This window comes from Shewanella sp. BJSY2023SW007 (assembly GCF_047314525.1).
GTDB classification, from domain to species: domain Bacteria; phylum Pseudomonadota; class Gammaproteobacteria; order Enterobacterales; family Shewanellaceae; genus Shewanella; species Shewanella chilikensis.
Map to the genome: position 1 here is coordinate 1 of NZ_JBKORL010000033.1, position 15,277 is coordinate 15,277.

General features: G+C 52.8%; 15 protein-coding genes. 6 read left to right on the forward strand and 9 right to left on the reverse strand.

Annotation, left to right across the window (positions count from 1 at the left end):
- Positions 1–131: 131 nt before the first annotated feature.
- The 4 genes from ahpF to ACMHXE_RS06710 form a co-directional block, all read right to left on the reverse strand.
- Positions 132–1,691 (reverse strand): alkyl hydroperoxide reductase subunit F, encoded by a 1,560-nt coding sequence (gene ahpF / locus ACMHXE_RS06695; protein ID WP_071238453.1) that lies wholly within the window; start codon positions 1,689–1,691, stop codon positions 132–134.
- Between the two features lie 104 nt (positions 1,692–1,795).
- Positions 1,796–2,365 (reverse strand): alkyl hydroperoxide reductase subunit C, encoded by a 570-nt coding sequence (ahpC, locus tag ACMHXE_RS06700; protein ID WP_028779456.1) that lies wholly within the window; start codon positions 2,363–2,365, stop codon positions 1,796–1,798.
- A 189-nt stretch (positions 2,366–2,554) separates the two neighbouring features.
- On the reverse strand, positions 2,555–4,093 hold the full coding sequence (locus ACMHXE_RS06705; protein ID WP_101052817.1) for a leucyl aminopeptidase: 1,539 nt from the start codon (positions 4,091–4,093) through the stop codon (positions 2,555–2,557).
- 89 nt (positions 4,094–4,182) lie between these two features.
- Positions 4,183–4,926, reverse strand: coding sequence for a spermidine synthase (locus ACMHXE_RS06710; protein ID WP_101052815.1), 744 nt, complete (start codon positions 4,924–4,926; stop codon positions 4,183–4,185).
- Positions 4,927–5,019: 93 nt separating this feature from the next.
- On the opposite strand from ACMHXE_RS06710, the gene ACMHXE_RS06715 reads away from it, so the two are divergent.
- Positions 5,020–5,565 carry a mechanosensitive ion channel family protein gene (locus tag ACMHXE_RS06715; protein WP_039035050.1) on the forward strand — a complete coding sequence of 182 codons (546 nt, stop codon included), beginning with the start codon at positions 5,020–5,022 and terminating at the stop codon, positions 5,563–5,565.
- Here ACMHXE_RS06715 and ACMHXE_RS06720 read toward each other — a convergent pair.
- The 3 genes from ACMHXE_RS06720 to fccA all read right to left on the reverse strand — a co-directional run bounded on the left by ACMHXE_RS06720 (position 5,562) and on the right by fccA (position 9,452).
- Positions 5,562–6,299 carry a dienelactone hydrolase family protein gene (locus ACMHXE_RS06720; RefSeq protein WP_025888680.1) on the reverse strand — a complete coding sequence of 246 codons (738 nt, stop codon included), beginning with the start codon at positions 6,297–6,299 and terminating at the stop codon, positions 5,562–5,564. The genes ACMHXE_RS06715 and ACMHXE_RS06720 overlap by 4 nt on opposite strands.
- 182 nt (positions 6,300–6,481) lie before the next feature.
- Entirely contained in the window at positions 6,482–7,471 is a 990-nt protein-coding gene (locus ACMHXE_RS06725) for a 2-hydroxyacid dehydrogenase (protein WP_224866080.1), read from the reverse strand.
- A 196-nt stretch (positions 7,472–7,667) separates the two neighbouring features.
- Positions 7,668–9,452 carry a fumarate reductase flavoprotein subunit FccA gene (gene fccA, locus ACMHXE_RS06730; protein WP_101052811.1) on the reverse strand — a complete coding sequence of 595 codons (1,785 nt, stop codon included), beginning with the start codon at positions 9,450–9,452 and terminating at the stop codon, positions 7,668–7,670.
- Between the two features lie 397 nt (positions 9,453–9,849).
- Between fccA and ACMHXE_RS06735 the strand changes: the two genes are divergently transcribed.
- From ACMHXE_RS06735 to ACMHXE_RS06745, 3 genes are read left to right on the forward strand one after another with little or no spacing between them, the layout of a single operon-like run.
- Positions 9,850–10,260 (forward strand): hypothetical protein, encoded by a 411-nt coding sequence (locus ACMHXE_RS06735; RefSeq protein WP_101052809.1) that lies wholly within the window; start codon positions 9,850–9,852, stop codon positions 10,258–10,260.
- On the forward strand, positions 10,257–10,775 hold the full coding sequence (locus ACMHXE_RS06740) for a class I SAM-dependent methyltransferase (protein ID WP_101052807.1): 519 nt from the start codon (positions 10,257–10,259) through the stop codon (positions 10,773–10,775). Before ACMHXE_RS06735 ends, ACMHXE_RS06740 begins: the two co-directional genes overlap by 4 nt.
- 33 nt (positions 10,776–10,808) lie before the next feature.
- On the forward strand, positions 10,809–11,099 hold the full coding sequence (locus tag ACMHXE_RS06745) for a hypothetical protein (protein WP_101052805.1): 291 nt from the start codon (positions 10,809–10,811) through the stop codon (positions 11,097–11,099).
- Positions 11,100–11,303: 204 nt separating this feature from the next.
- Here the strand turns inward: ACMHXE_RS06745 and ACMHXE_RS06750 are convergent, their stop codons facing one another.
- Complete coding sequence (locus tag ACMHXE_RS06750; protein WP_039035056.1) at positions 11,304–11,495, reverse strand: hypothetical protein; 192 nt, start codon at positions 11,493–11,495, stop codon at positions 11,304–11,306.
- 184 nt (positions 11,496–11,679) lie between these two features.
- Positions 11,680–13,788: a winged helix-turn-helix domain-containing protein gene (locus ACMHXE_RS06755; RefSeq protein WP_101052803.1), complete on the reverse strand. Its 2,109-nt coding sequence runs from the start codon at positions 13,786–13,788 to the stop codon at positions 11,680–11,682.
- A gap of 208 nt (positions 13,789–13,996) precedes the next feature.
- Between ACMHXE_RS06755 and rluA the strand changes: the two genes are divergently transcribed.
- Positions 13,997–14,674, forward strand: coding sequence for a bifunctional tRNA pseudouridine(32) synthase/23S rRNA pseudouridine(746) synthase RluA (rluA, locus tag ACMHXE_RS06760; protein ID WP_101052801.1), 678 nt, complete (start codon positions 13,997–13,999; stop codon positions 14,672–14,674).
- 108 nt (positions 14,675–14,782) lie between these two features.
- Positions 14,783–15,244 (forward strand): transcriptional regulator AsnC, encoded by a 462-nt coding sequence (gene asnC, locus ACMHXE_RS06765; protein WP_025888669.1) that lies wholly within the window; start codon positions 14,783–14,785, stop codon positions 15,242–15,244.
- The last annotated feature ends 33 nt before the right edge of the window (positions 15,245–15,277 follow it).

Below are 15,277 nucleotides of genomic sequence, written 5' to 3' on the forward strand. Positions count from 1 at the left end.
AGTTGCATAAAAAAATCCGATGACATGGGGTCATCGGATTTTGATCCTTTCAGTGAGATCGTCAAGCGATCTGTCTTAACTGATCGGCATTACGGCAACGCCGGTTTTTTATTGTGCTGGACTATTGCCCATCAAGCCGCTGCCGATTCATCCTCTGAATGGCGGATCAGGTAGTCAAAGGCTCCCAGAGAAGCGGTTGCACCGCTACCCATGGCGATGATGATCTGCTTATATGCCGAGTTGGTCACGTCACCGGCGGCAAACACCCCAGGCAGTGAAGTCTGACCGCGTTCATCGACAATGATCTCACCGCGCGGAGTCAACTCCACAGTACCGCGCAGCCATTCAGTGTTGGGCACCAGACCTATCTGCACAAAGATACCTGCCAGCGCAATATTATGCTGCTCGCCACTGGCTCTGTCTGTGTAGTTGAGCCCGATAACCCGACTGCCATCACCAAGGACTTCAGTCGTTTGCGCCTGGGTGATGATGGTGATGTTACCCATAGATTTAGCCTTGCGCTGCAGCACGTCATCGGCGCGCAATTTGCTGTCAAACTCGAGTACAGTCACATGCTCGACTATGTTGGCCAGATCGATAGCCGCCTCGATACCCGAGTTACCACCGCCGATCACCGCAACCCGTTTACCCTTGAACAGCGGGCCATCACAGTGAGGGCAATAAGCCACACCGCGGCCGCGATATTCCTGCTCACCGGGGACATTCATTTCCCGCCAGCGAGCCCCTGTAGCCAACAGGACAGTACGGCTCTTGAGTACGGCACCATTTTCCAGTTCTACTTCATAGAGACCATTGCTGCCAAGACGAACCGCCTTCTGGTTATCCATCACATCCACTTCATAGTCGCGAACATGCTCTTCCAGATTTGCCACCAACTTGGGGCCTTCAGTCGCCTTGACCGAAATAAAGTTTTCAATGCCTACGGTTTCGCTGACCTGACCACCGAACTTGTCGGCCAACAGCCCAGTGCGCAGTCCCTTACGGGCGGCATAGATGGCGGCTGATGCACCTGCAGGCCCGGCGCCAACCACCAGTACTTCGTAGGGCTTACGCTGGTTAAGGCTCTCGGCCTGGCGGGCAGAGGCATTGGTATCCAATTTACTGAGTATCTCTTTCAGGCTGATGCGGCCGGCAGAGAAAGGCTCGCCGTTCAGATAAACCGAAGGCACGGCCATGATGTTGCGCTGCTCAACCTCATCCTGGAACAGGGCACCATCTATCATGGTATTGCTGATCCGCGGGTTGATCGCCGCCATCATATTGAGCGCCTGCACCACATCCGGGCAGTTCTGGCAGCTCAGAGAAACAAAAGTTTCAAAATGATATTCCCCTGGCAGGCTGCGGATCTGCTCGATCAGCTCGGCCTCCAGCTTGATGGGATGCCCACCTGTGTGCAGCAGAGCCAGCACAAGTGAGGTAAATTCGTGCCCCATGGGCAAACCGGCAAAGCGTATGTCAGAACCCTTGATTGAGGTAACCTGCATCGCCGGGGTACGGGACAGTGACTGCTCGGTCACACTGACCAGGGAAGAGAGCGAGGCAATATCCTGTGCCAGAGCCAACAGCTCTTTGGACTTTGGGCTTTCATCTGCAGATACGACAAGTTCAACTGGTTGCTTGAGGTTCTGCAGATAGGTTTGCAGTTGATTTTTCAGATTCGCATCCAACATGATGACTCCAGAATCAGACTAAAGGAAAACAGAAACAGTGCGGGGAAAGAGGCTCCGAACCCTTGCAGGGGGAGGTTCGGAGCCTTCTGGGTCAGACTGGCAGTTTAGATTTTGCCAACCAGGTCCAGAGAAGGAGCCAGAGTTTCGTCGCCTGGCTGCCACTTGGCAGGGCAAACTTCGCCGTCGTGAGTGGCAACATATTGAGCAGCTTGGATCTTACGAACCAACTCGCTGGCGCTACGTCCGATACCCAGGTCATGGATTTCAGCGACTTTGATTTCACCTTCAGGGTTGCTGACGAAAGTACCGCGCAGGGCAACACCGTCTTCCTCAACCAGCACGCCGAAGTTACGGCTGATTTCACCGGTTGGGTCACCTATCATTGGGAATTGGATCTTATTGATGGTGTCGGAAGTATCGTGCCATGCCTTGTGAGTGAAGTGCTTGTCGGTAGACACAGAGTAAACTTCAACGCCCATGGCTTGCAGTTTTTCGTAGTGGTCAGCCATATCACCCAGTTCAGTTGGGCAAACGAAGGTAAAGTCGGCTGGATAGAAGAAAACTACAGACCACTTGCCCAGCAGATCCTGTTCGGTCAGCTCAACGAATTCACCTTTGTGGAAGGCGGTAGCTTTAAAGGGTTTGATTACAGAGTTGATGATTGACTGAGTCATTGTATGCTCCCATTTTCAGTTTGAATTGTCCGGGTCAACTTCATTGTTGCCCCTCGATGGAAGTCATATTAACCAAAGGGTTTAAAATAAGATAACGGATAAAAGCTGTTGCCTTAATCGGTTTTTCAGAGGAACTAGTGTCGGGAGCGAAAAAAGCGATTACCCTTCGCTCCCGGGCAAGTTATTGATCTATTGGTTCTCGCTGAACTTATGCTGTTCCAACCAATGGCTCAGCAGGCGTACACCATAACCGGTAGCACCGGCCGGAGCCAGTTGAGTGTCGCTCCTGACCAGGGCATTACCGGCAATGTCCAGATGAGCCCAGGGTTGATCACCGGCAAAACGCTTGAGAAACATCGCCGCCGAAGAAGCCCCGGCGCTACCTTCACGGCCTGTGTTGGTTAAGTCCGCTATGCTGGAATGCAGCTCTTCGCCGTAGGCCGGATCCAGCGGCAGGCGCCACAGCTTTTCCCCCACCTGCTGTCCCGCATAGGTCAGTTGCTGCACCAAAGGTTCCGAGTCACTGAACAGGCCGGCATATTCCACCCCTAGGGCACGCACCTTGGACCCTGTGAGGGTCGCCACATCCACTATCACTTGTGGTTGGTATTGCTCGCGGGCATACCAAAGACCGTCGGCCAGCACCAGGCGTCCTTCAGCGTCGGTATTGAGGACTTCAACCGTCAGCCCCTGGGCAGTCTTGATCACATCCCCCGGGATCATTGCACGACCCGAGACCATGTTTTCCGCCAGCGGCATAATACCCACCAGATTAACCGGCGCCTTGGAGGCGGCCATCGCCTTGACCGTTCCCAACACTGTGGCGGCGCCGGCCATATCTGACTTCATCCGCGCAATCGAAGTGCCGGTCGCCTTGATGTTATAGCCGCCTGAGTCAAAGGTAATCCCCTTACCCACCAGCGCAACCGCAGCATCCTCGCTGCCCTGCCAGTGCGCGACTACCAGTCTTGAGCCTCGCTCGCTGCCTTTGCCCACGGCCAGCAACGCGCCCATATTGAGTTTGGCCAAGTCTTTGGGTTCCAACACCTTAACCTTGACGCCAAGACGCTTGAGTTCCTTGGCCGCATCGGCAAAGGACTCGGGATAGAGTTCGGCGGCCGGTTTGTTGGTCAGATCCCGCGCCAGCGCCACTCCATCGGCAATCGCTGCCGACTTGAGGTGATTGGTCTTAGCTACCTTGGGCTCGGCGACCGCAAAATGGTACTGTTTTTCGGTGCGCGGCTTGGCCGTGAAGTCACGATAGCGGTAGCTGGCCAGGGAGATCCCCTGGGTCAATTCGGCGATAAACCCCTGGCTATTTGGGATATCAGCGGCCCATACCGCCACCTTGGGTTGTTTGACGGCTTCCAGGTGATTTGACAGCTTGCCCCCCAGCAAGGCTGTCTTCCCCGGCGTCAGTTCAGCATCCCCAAGCCCGAGCAGCAGCAGGCGATCTGCTTGGGTACCAATGGGGGCCAGCAATTCAAGCAGCTCGCCCTCCTGGCCTTTGAAGTTGGCTGCCGTAATGGCGCGCTGCAGTTGTTTGCGGGTATCCGCCTGCAATCCGGCGGCCGAGTAGAGGGTGCCATCCTGATGCTGGAACATCACCAAGGTGTTGGCCGGGGCGACTTGAGTGGCAAACTCATACTGTTCGGCCTGTGTCGTCCCAGCGCCCATAAGGCAGGATAGGGTCAGAAGTTTTACTGCTAATCTTTTGTTTTTATTCATTTGTACTGCTTATCATTATTGAGGGGCAGACAAATATAACATCAGGGCTTTTACGGACTAGTGCCCTTAACAATCCCTTACAAATTAGCCTACTGCCAGAGTTCGAAGCGACTGAGAGAGCGGCCTAGATCGCAGTCCAGCACAGCAGACAAGCCGGCGGCGCCCTGCTTGAGCCCGGCACTGGTAAAGTTTTTCGGTGTCCTTGAGGCAAACACTACCCAGTTGCCGCCCCCCGTGAGGCAGGCCCGCACATCGGGGAAATGTTGCTGCAGGCGAGCCAGCAGGCCTCTGTCCTGACTGTGCTCTTTCCAGCAGTTGAGCACCAGCAAACCTTCACTCTTGAGCAGCGCCAAGCTCTGCTCGATAAAGGTTTGGCGCAGTTGACCGGCATCCACGCCTTCAGAGCCGTAGAGATCGGCGAAGATAATATCTACCTTCTTGTGCTCGGCACTGGCCAGAAACTGATTGGCATCCTGATTGATAAGGTTCAGCTTTTTCGACAGTGGCAGTTGAAAATGGCTCTTGGCCAACTCAAGCACCAGGGGGCGCAACTCGACCGCTGTAAGCTTGATAGCGGCATCAAAATGCCTCAGCGCATGCACCAAAGCGCCGCCGCCCAGCCCCAAAATGATGGCGCTCTTGGGTTTGAGGTACAAAAGCGCCAGCAGCATGGCCTGCACATAGGTGTGCTGCGGCACATGGGGGGCCTTTTTCAACAGTTTGCTCTGCTCATCATGTTCGCCGAAGGCCAAGATCCGACAGTCGCCATCATCGAGGACAGCGACGCTGCCCCATTCATCCTGTTGCTGCACTAAGGTGCGATAATCTGCCATGCTTGAATAATTCTCGGTTGGGGAGTTTATCCCCTGTGACAAAGTCGCTAGTATGCCAGCAAATGCCTTATTTCTCACAGAAGCATACGCCATATGACTCACAATATTCTGATTGCCTGCCTCTATCTCGGGGTGTTTTTCTTTCTGCAGCGGGCGCTGAAAAATGCGGTGCAAACCCTGGCGGACAAGAAACAGGTCAGCGCCGCCCGTACCAGCCTGGTGACCCGCTTTATCAGCTATCTGTTGTTCTTTGTCACTCTGTCGTTGATGGCCGTTTCTCTGGGACTCGGCTATCAGGAGGTTTCACTGTTCGTGTCTTCGGCATTTGCCGTGCTGGGGGTGGCTTTGGTGGCCCAGTGGTCGATACTGAGTAACCTCACCGCCGGGGTGCTGATCTTTTTTGTGTTTCCCTACAAAGTCGGTGAGCGGATCAAAGTCGTCGACAAGGATGAAGATATTACCGGGGTATTGTTGGAAGTGGGGCTGTTCCACGTGCTTATCCGCCGCGACAACGGCGATACTGTTACCTACCCCAACAACCTGATACTGCAAAAAGCCGTGCTGAAGCTGGCACCCGGCAATGCCTCGGCACCGCAGGCACAAGAGACAACACCGGAGCAGTTACCCAAGCAGGATTAATTGAGCCTGCGCTGAAACAGCGCCAGCGCCTGCTGATACATCTGCAACGCCAATGCCGGGTCATAACGGGGATCGCCATCCCTCATAAAGGCGTGCTGGGCATTGAGCTCCTGCCAGCTGTATAAGGTCTGGCATTGCTCCAGCCTTTGCTGGATGAGACGGCGCCCTTCACTCGGCACATGGGGGTCCTGCTTGCCCCAGATCATCACCAACTCGGCGCGAATATCCCGGCAGCGGCTCAGAGAGTCATTCCCCGGCGCACTCGGGATAGCGCCGCTGTGAATATCTGTGGCATAGAGACAAAATGCCGCTGCTATGTCGGGGTTAAGGGCGGCGCGAAATGCCAGGTGACCGCCAACGCAGACGCCCATGGCACCTATCCGGCCACGGCTCCAGGGCTGAGCCCGAATAAAATCCACCAACGCCTGAGTATCATCATCGTGGGCTTCCAATGGCTTGCTCAGCTTATCGCTGTTGCCTTTGTCCTTGCCACTGTCATCATAGCCAAGCACAGTGCCCGGCGGATTGAGCTCGTGGAAAATCTCCGGCACCAATACCACAAAGCCGTGACCGGCCAGCATACAAGCCATGCGGCTTATAGGTGCGGTTTCCTGAAAGATTTCCGAGTAAAAAATGATGGCGGGAAAACAACCCTCGCTATCGGGACGATAGACCCGGGTTTGCATGCTGCCGCTTGCCGTCGGCAGTTGATGAAGACTCTGTGTAACCAGCATGACACCTCCCTATGAGCATCTCCCCGATGCGATTATCTCAATCTAGCAATCGGGGAGTCAGGTGTCAGTATTTATCTTTAGGGAATTCTTGCAAAGGACTAAGGCCATTTGCTACGAACCACGCCTTGCATCCAGGCCTGTAAGCCGACGCAGAGCACACATGGGACTTGTTCGCACCTTCCTTAGAAAAGCTCGTTACCCGAACGCTCACCGCTGAGGAGTTTCTGCACATTGGACAGTGTGGTGTGGGCGATGGCGCCCAAGGCCTCTTCGGTCAAAAACGCCTGGTGACCGGTAAAGATCACGTTGTGGCAAGCCGATAAACGCCGGAATACATCGTCCTGGATCACTTCGTTGGACTTATCTTCAAAGAACAGCTCTTTCTCGTTCTCATACACATCCAACCCCAACGAACCTATCTGTCCGAGCTTGAGCGCTTCCATGGCATCTATGGCGTTGAGCAAGCCGCCACGACTGGTGTTAATCACCATCATCCCCGGCTTCATCTTGGCAAAGCTGTCTGCGTTGAGCAGATGACGGTTTTCCACCGTCAGCGGGCAATGAAGACTGATGATATCGCTCTGTTGGTACATCTCATCCAGAGTGACATAACGAGCACCCAGCGCCTCTACTTGCGGGTTGGGATAAGGGTCAAACGCCAATACTTTGCAGCCAAAGCCCAGCAAGACCTTGATGGTAGCGATACCGATTTTCCCTGTGCCGACCACGCCCACAGTCTTACCGAACATGTTGAAACCCACTAACCCTTCGAGAGAGAAGTTGGCATCCCGGGTGCGTTGATACGCCTTATGGATCTTGCGGTTCAGGGTCAATATCAGGGCGACCGTATGCTCGGCCACAGACTCGGGAGAATAAGCAGGGACATTGACAACATTCATTCCCAGACGTTTGGCCGCATCCAGGTCGACATTATTAAAGCCGGCGCAACGCATGGCGATAATCCGGGTGCCGTTGGCAGCCAATTCTGTCAACACATCTTCATTGAGTTCATCGTTGACGAAGGCGCAGATCACTTCGAATCCGTAAGCCAGTTTCACTGTTTGCATGCATAGGCGCACATCAAAGTACTCAATTTGCGCCCCGAAGGCCTCGTTGGTACGGTTGAAATGCTGCATGTCGTAACGCTTGGCGCTGAAAAAACCTATCTTCATGCTGTTTATGACCCGGTAATTGGAATGGTAGCTAAAAGTGTAAGTGAATTACCTAAACTTGTCTTTGCCTGGCACAGACAATCTCACCGGAAACATGATGCAGCGCAATAAAAAGAAAAAAGCGGACTCCTGACAGTCCGCTTTTTTATAGGGGCTCAAACGCCCCGACTCCGTGCTATCGGAGAATTAGCTTGGCCTAGTGCTCTTTAGCGTACTTGGCAGCTTCAGCACCGGCGATACGACCGAAGGTTACGATATCAGAGATAGCGTTACCACCCAGACGGTTGGCACCGTGAACACCACCAGTGGCTTCACCGGCAGCATACATACCTTGGATCAGATGACCGTCTTTGGCTTTAACCTCAGTCTTGGTATCGATCTTCACGCCACCCATGCTGTGGTGTACAGCTGGCTTAACTTCGATGGCATAGTAAGGAGCAGTACCCAATTCACGAGGCAGGTTAGGACGCTCGAATTGAGTGTCTTTGCCAGATTTCACGAAACCGTTGTAGGTAGCGATAGTCTTGGCCAGCTCGGCACCTGGAACACCAATCTTCTTGGCCAGTTCTTCAGGAGTCTTACCTTCGTCAACAATGCCCAGGTGGACATAGTTTTCAATCTTCTTCAAGCTCTTACGAACTGAGTCATCGAATACCAAGAAGGCGCTGGCACCTTTCTGTTTCAGGATGGCTGCAGAAGCCTTGTCACGAGTAGTGATTTCGTTGACGAAACGGTCACCTTCGCGGTTAACCAGGATAGCACCGTTACCACGTACGGCTTCAGTTACCATCACACCACCACGTGGAGACAGAGTTGGGTGAGCCTGTACCCATTCCAGATCGCGGGTATCAGCACCGGCTTGCATGGCAACATCCAGACCGTCACCGGTTGCACCTGGGTGGTTGGTAGCAGCAAAGCCTTTCAGTTTAGGATCGTACTTGGCAACGCGGTCGTTGTTTCTGGCAAAACCACCGGTAGCCATAACCACGGCATCAGCCTTGATCACATAGTAACCAGTGTACTTACCTTCAACCAGAACGCCGGTCACTTTACCTGAATCATCTTTCAGTACACGAACAACGCGGCTGTTCAGACGGATATCGGTACCGCGCTTAACAGCGTTGTCCCACAGAACCTGAGCTACGTGAGCACCCACACCGGCACCACCAGTTGGACGGTGGCTACGGTTTACACTGGCACCACCCATACGACCTACGTCATTCATGTCGGCGCCCATAGCGGTCAACCAGTCGATAGAGTCGGAAGAGTTATTGGCCAGTACTTTAACCAGCTCAGGATCGTTGATGTTACGGCCACCTTTCATGGTGTCCTCAATCATGATCTCTTTCTTGTCTTTAATGCCCAGAGCCGCTTGAGGCTTGGTTTCAGCAGCGTTCATACCACCGGCAGCCAGCTTGGTGTTACCACCAGCAACAGGTTCTTTTTCCAACAGAATCACTTTGGCACCGTTGTCGCGGGCAGATACTGCAGCGGCCAGACCGGCACCACCAGAACCTATGATAACCACGTCAGTGGTTTCACGAGGACCAGCTGCGATGGCTTTGTCTTGAGCATCTTTCTGCACGTCGATAGGAACGAACTTACGCTCCCACTTACCGCCGAATGGCATATCGAAGCCGAAGCTATGGCAAGCGTCACAGTATGCCACTGATTTTTCATGGCCTATGTGGCAAGAAGTACAAGCGATTTCACCGATAAGGTGAGACTTGTGTGGAGAAATCTTCAGATCTTTTTCACCGGCAGCAATCTCATTCAGATCACCGTGGCAGCTAACGCATTGCGCGTTCTCATGGGTCAGGTTGTCATCGGTTGGACCTTTCTCGGAAACGTGGCAAGTATCGCAACCGCCCATCTCACCATGAAAATCCGCCAATACATCTGCGCCGGCATAAGCTGTACCGGCCATCATGCCGGAAATCAGAGCAGCCAGTGCTGTTTTTTTAAGTGCTCCCGTGAACATAGAGTGTTCCTCCACCATATTATTTCACATACTCATATATAGCTATTTCGTACTACAGTGCTTTTTAGTTTTTTATACCAATTACCAAGGCTGTAGCACGTCATATCTCCCACGGCAGAAGATATCACTACCCCTTTAGGCATATATTTAACTGAGTCACAAAAAATTTCCTGTTGCAGACAGCTATCTGCATTTCTGTGCACTTTTGCAGGTTAGCCGGTCACATATTGATACAAATCACGGTCAGCGTACCGTATAGCTGACGAGGTTAACGTTTTGAGGTTCTGTATTTCCATGTGAGAAGACTCGACAAATACAGGATCAAGCATAGTCGCCAATTGGCGAATGCTGCTAAGCTAACGGAAAATTTGTATTCTGGATCACAGATATCATCGCCATGACTAAAACACAGATGTCTGAAAAGCAGTTTTGGCTGCAACGCCTTTGTAAGACCAGCCTCAGAGCCCTGCACATTTTGGGAATAGTCGGTGCCGGTGGCGGTATTTTGCTATCTGTCCCCAGAGAAAGCTGGCAACTCTACTGGATAATGGCCATGGCCAGCGGCAGTTGCCTGATGCTGTGGGAGATAGTCCGGGATTGGCGCTGGCTTATTCAACTGAAAGGGGTATTGACCCTGGTGAAGCTGCTGTTGCTCCTGTTGTTTATCCCCCTGGCAGCCTACAAGAGCGAGTTGCTTGTGACTGTGGTTTTACTTTCGGTCATAGTGTCACACGGGCCCGCGGGCTTGCGGCATTACTCTATAGTTCACAGACGCAGAATCGACAGTCGCAAGGAGATCAAGGGATGAAGACCGCAGAACTGATCACAGCCTTTGACCGACACCCAGAGATAACACCTGAGCTCAGGGTGCTGGACCTGGCCTGCGGCTCAGGGCGCAATGGCTATTGGTTTGCCAAACAGGGGGCCGAGGTCACCTTCATCGACCGTAACCCCGAGAGCTTTGATGAACTCTGGCGCCAGTTTCCTCACTGCCAATTCCTGGAATGGAACCTTGAGCAGGGTGAAAAGCCCGATCTGCTCCCTTTCGACGTGGTATTGGTGTTCAACTATCTACATCGCCCTTCGCTGCCCTGGATTGCCAAACAACTCAAGCCAGGAGGCTTGCTGTTTTACGAAACCTTTACTCGAGAACAGGCCAAGTTCGGCCGTCCCAGCAACCCGGACTTTTTATTGAATGAAGGTGAGCTAGAACACAGATTTGCCAAATTCGAGACTTTACATTACTTTGAAGGCCATATGCCCGGCGGAGAAACGGGAATGCTGCAAGCCAAGGCACAATTGATTGCCAGAGCCGTCCGCTGATCCGCCTCCATTCAGCTGTATCAAGGACCTGCAATGTTTCCCTATCCCGAGCAGTATCGGCTTGCCCTGCCCCCGTTGATCACCGCCTTTATGGTGCTCTGGTCACTGTTGACCCGGCCTCTGCTGGGAGATTCCAGCCCATTCGCCCTTTATCCCTTGTTGTTACTGTTCCCTCTGGTGCTTGGGCTGCACCTGCACCTTATCTGGCAAGCAGCCGGCTTACGTCGCCTGGATCAGGCTTTCTACGCTTTGGTACACGGTATTCTGGCTTTTGTGGTCTGGACCTTTTGCATCATGCATGTGGGCGGTCACAGCTTCTCCTAAGCTTCCTGGTGAATAAAAAGGGGCACGGTTTACACCGTGCCCCTTTGGCTTGGAAAGGGAGAGTTATTTGTCCTTAGGGTCGAGCAAGCTTGATTCTTCGGACGCAAGAACCAAGTTTAAAAACAGGTAGTACACCAATACAAAAGCGCTCAGTGAACCGACCAAATAGAGAGTTACCTGTAACATGATGGCCTCCACTGACGGTTATAGATTGATGGACTCATCGGGGATCTTGTAAATCACACACTCTGGATACGGCTCACACAGAGATGGCGTATTGACTTCATCCTTGCCCTTGGTGGGTGTCGACGCCAGCAGTAGCGGTAAAGCAAACAGAGTAGAAAGCAATGCAAATCCAATCGCATTTTTCACAAACTGATTCAAACTTTTCATCATCTTTTCTCCTGCTGGGAAGGGGTGGGCGCAAGCTGCGCCCGAGATTGCTTCGACCTTTTTGCCTGGTACTCAGAGTAAAAACCAAGCACTTTAAAAGTCAGGCAATCAAGCTTGCCCCTAAAGCTATCTCAGACAGAGAAAAGCACCATAATGAAAAAGTGATGGAAAGGTGATGTCTTATAAATCAGTTAATTACTTCGACTATATCTGTATTGGCGGGCCCCAATAACGCCAGCGAGATCTGGCCGTCATCTGTCACCGACAGCAATCTTGGGGAAACTTTCTCCATCGGAATGTCACGTCCTTCTCTCTTGCCCGTATGGAGATCTATCTTGAGAATGCCCATAGCATTGTCGTTGGGCCGCAACAACCAAAGTGCCTCGGCAGCCAGTTGCCAACTGCTACCGAAGTGAGGAGTATACTGGTCATAAAAGAGTTCTTCGACGCCCTGCTTCAGACGCCAAATCCCTTTCTTGTACAGGCGGGTAAAATAAAGAGTACCGTCGGCGGCGTACTTGGCAGAAAAGCCATCTGTCAACAAAGGCTGCTGCTCGCCACTGTCTAACATCAGGCTGTTTATCTGCCAGCGACCATCGACACTGACGGCTGCCAGCAGTTCATTGCTACTGCGCCCCCAACTGACATTACGGACATTGCCCAGCTGAGGGAAAAACTTGAGTTCACCGTTTTCAGGGTTAAAGACAAACACCTGTTGGTTGAGACTACCGGCCACCAGCTTGTCATCGGCTGAATAACTGAGTTCATCTATATGAGAAAAAGTGCTCAGGCGACTCAGTTGTTTCTCCGTGCCCTGTTCGTCCCGACGCCATAATTGTGGCAAGCCGCTGCGATTGGAAACAAAGATCAACTCCTTGCCATCGTGGCGCAAGGTACCGGCGGTATCACGGCGACTGGACGCCACAAAGCGCTGCGGCTTGGAAGCCTCATCAAAGGGCGAGGACCAGAACCAGATCTCCTCTTCAAACAGTTCGCCGACAACCGCCGCCATGCGTCCGGCACTATTGGCCGAGGGAGAATTGATTTCCTGCAACACGCTCGTCAGTCGGGTTAACTTACGGGGTTTGAGTTGCAAACGGTGAAGTTGCCCCTCCTCTCCTCGGTATACCAAGGCGTTGCCGCCTTTATCCCAGGCAATACTGCGCAGTGGATACCCCACACGCTGCAGGTTTTGCCAATCACCGGATTCGATATCGAACAGCAAGATCTGAGTGTCGAACCAGTTGATACTACGCAGCACCGCCAGACTGTGACCGTCGGGAGACAAGGCCAGTGCATAGTCGCCGCGTCCCACCACATGAGGTTGACTCAATTGCTGGCGCCGGCCGTCGCTGAGACTGAGCAGAAAAACGCGCTTGAAACCTTCGACCCCTTCGGCATCCACATAAAACAGCGAGCGGTTCGAGGGACTCCAGGCGATGCTGGTCGACTGTGTTGTCTGATGGCACTGGCTGACTATGCGGCTTCGCATCCCTTCTTCCGTCAGCTCTGTCACCATGATACGGCAGCCCTGAGTCTCACTGAATGCCAAATAAGCCAAGGCCTTGCCATCGTGGCGCCAGGCCGGGTAGCGCAGACTGTAATCATCCACAACAGGAATGGTTTTGATGACTCTGTCGCCGAGCGACATCAGCTCAATATGCCACTTATCGGCGTTCAGTTCCCGATAGGAAAATGCCAGCATGCTGCCATCGGGGGACAGGCTGGGGTCCACCTCCTGACCATTGAGCGAAGTCAGTGGAGTCAAACGCCGGATGGCCACATCTGTCAACTCAAGCTGGGGGTTTTCCTGGGCAGGAGCCAGATAGAGCCAACTGGCAATACCCGCCGCCAGCACGCCGAAGGCGCCGCCCAAATAGCCCCACTTGCTGCCGCCTGCTGCTATCTTTTGCTCAGTCTCGGCGTCTAACTGTGTTATTGGTAGAGGATTGTCCGGCGAATCGTCGTCGAGTGTCGTCTCGCGTACTTTCGCTATCAACACATAGCCCTGCTTGGGCACTGTCTTGATAAAACGTGGCTCTCTGGGATTATCCTGCAAATACTGACGCAGCAAACCGATAATGCGGTTGATGGCGTTATCCGTGATAATACCGCCGTGCCAAACCTCCTGGATCAACATCTCTCGGGTCACCAGGGTGTTGGCATGATGGATAAGGCACAGCAATACCTGCATCACCCTGAGCTCGAGCCGTACTTGAGCCTCTTCGCGGCTCAGCGTACTCATCTGAGGGTCAACCAACCAATCTTCCAACAGGTAACCTGAGCGCCTTCCCATACCAATCCATTTCCAATTCAAACACTAAGATACTAATTGCCGCGGTTGTAAAAGAGAAGTAAAGCACTCAAATTAACCCAGGGAAGATAGGGACAAGTTCCATGATACTCTGCGTTGGCTTACGGACCTGGGTGTAACAACGCCCAAGAGCTTGCATCTACCTGCAGCCGCGGTTATCTTTGCCGTCCATTTTCATTGAGGCCATGACATGTCAGATTTTGTCTACAATCCACCAACCGAGCCTTGGCTGGATATTCTTTACCAGGACAAGGACATCATAGTCATCAATAAACCTTCGGGACTGCTCTCGGTTCCCGGACGAGATCCGGCCCATCACGACAGCGCTTATGCCAGAGTGTTGGCCGAACATCCGCAGGCACAAGTGGTTCACCGCCTCGACATGGCCACCTCGGGCGTGCTCTTATTGGCACTGAGGCGCAGTGCCGAGCGTGAACTGAAACGCCAGTTTCGAGACAGGGAAACCCAAAAGAGTTACTACGCCAGAGTCGCCGGTTATATCAAGGCCACTCAAGGCAGTATAGAACTGCCACTCATCTGCGACTGGCCCAACAGGCCCAGACAGAAAGTTGACCATCAAGTGGGTAAGCCGTCATTGACTCATTATGAGGTGATCAGCAAGGGGCGTTATTCAACTCTGGTCAAGCTGATCCCCATCACAGGACGCTCACACCAACTCAGGGTGCATATGATGGCATTGGGTCATCCCATTCTGGGCGATGGTTTCTACGCCGACTCCTGGGCAAAAAGATTGGCTCCCAGATTGCTGCTGCATGCCGCCAGCCTCAGCATCAAGCACCCCTACTCGGGTGACCCCATGAGCTTCAGTGCACCTGTGCCTTTTCTCGAGCCCGAAGGCGGGCAATAGCGACTAACATCACCCTAGATGTTAAGCCAAAAGTCGCCTTAAGACTGGCAATTTTACAATAAAACACGTAAATTCATGCCTGATTATAAGCAATTTAGGCGTGATGCTGTGGATACATCATTTCAAAGAGATCAACTGGACAATCAGATCCTGGAAGCCCTGATGCAGGATGCACGAACTCCTTTTGCCGAGCTGGCCAAACGCTTCAGCGTCAGCGCAGGCACGATTCATGTCAGGGTAGAAAAGATGAAACAGGCAGGTATTATCACCGGGGCCCAAATAACGGTAAACCCCAAAGCTCTGGGCTATGATGTCTGCTGTTTTATCGGCATCAATCTCAAAAGTGCCGGTGACTATCCCGCCGCCATCTCCAAGCTCAATGAGCTGGAAGAAGTAGTCGAGGCCTACTACACCACAGGCAACTACAGTGTGTTTGTCAAAGTGATGTGTCAGTCCATCGATGCCCTGCAGCACGTATTGATTAACCGCATCCAGTCGATAGACGAAATTCAGTCCACCGAAACCCTGATAAGCCTGCAGAACCCAATTGTCAGGGCGGTAAAACCCTGACAACAGATAAAGAAAAGGCTGCCAAATTGGCAG

Coding starts and splice junctions, on each gene's coding strand:
- ACMHXE_RS06735 (WP_101052809.1), top strand. CDS start 9,850: ATGACTAAAACACAGATGTCTGAAAAGCAGTTTTGGCTGCAACGCCTT.
- ACMHXE_RS06710 (WP_101052815.1), bottom strand. CDS start 4,926: ATGGCAGATTATCGCACCTTAGTGCAGCAACAGGATGAATGGGGCAGC.
- ahpF (WP_071238453.1), bottom strand. CDS start 1,691: ATGTTGGATGCGAATCTGAAAAATCAACTGCAAACCTATCTGCAGAAC.
- fccA (WP_101052811.1), bottom strand. CDS start 9,452: ATGTTCACGGGAGCACTTAAAAAAACAGCACTGGCTGCTCTGATTTCC.
- ACMHXE_RS06720 (WP_025888680.1), bottom strand. CDS start 6,299: ATGCTGGTTACACAGAGTCTTCATCAACTGCCGACGGCAAGCGGCAGC.
- ACMHXE_RS06715 (WP_039035050.1), top strand. CDS start 5,020: ATGACTCACAATATTCTGATTGCCTGCCTCTATCTCGGGGTGTTTTTC.
- ACMHXE_RS06740 (WP_101052807.1), top strand. CDS start 10,257: ATGAAGACCGCAGAACTGATCACAGCCTTTGACCGACACCCAGAGATA.
- ACMHXE_RS06755 (WP_101052803.1), bottom strand. CDS start 13,788: ATGGGAAGGCGCTCAGGTTACCTGTTGGAAGATTGGTTGGTTGACCCT.
- ahpC (WP_028779456.1), bottom strand. CDS start 2,365: ATGACTCAGTCAATCATCAACTCTGTAATCAAACCCTTTAAAGCTACC.
- ACMHXE_RS06725 (WP_224866080.1), bottom strand. CDS start 7,471: ATGAAGATAGGTTTTTTCAGCGCCAAGCGTTACGACATGCAGCATTTC.
- ACMHXE_RS06705 (WP_101052817.1), bottom strand. CDS start 4,093: ATGAATAAAAACAAAAGATTAGCAGTAAAACTTCTGACCCTATCCTGC.
- ACMHXE_RS06745 (WP_101052805.1), top strand. CDS start 10,809: ATGTTTCCCTATCCCGAGCAGTATCGGCTTGCCCTGCCCCCGTTGATC.
- rluA (WP_101052801.1), top strand. CDS start 13,997: ATGTCAGATTTTGTCTACAATCCACCAACCGAGCCTTGGCTGGATATT.
- ACMHXE_RS06750 (WP_039035056.1), bottom strand. CDS start 11,495: ATGATGAAAAGTTTGAATCAGTTTGTGAAAAATGCGATTGGATTTGCA.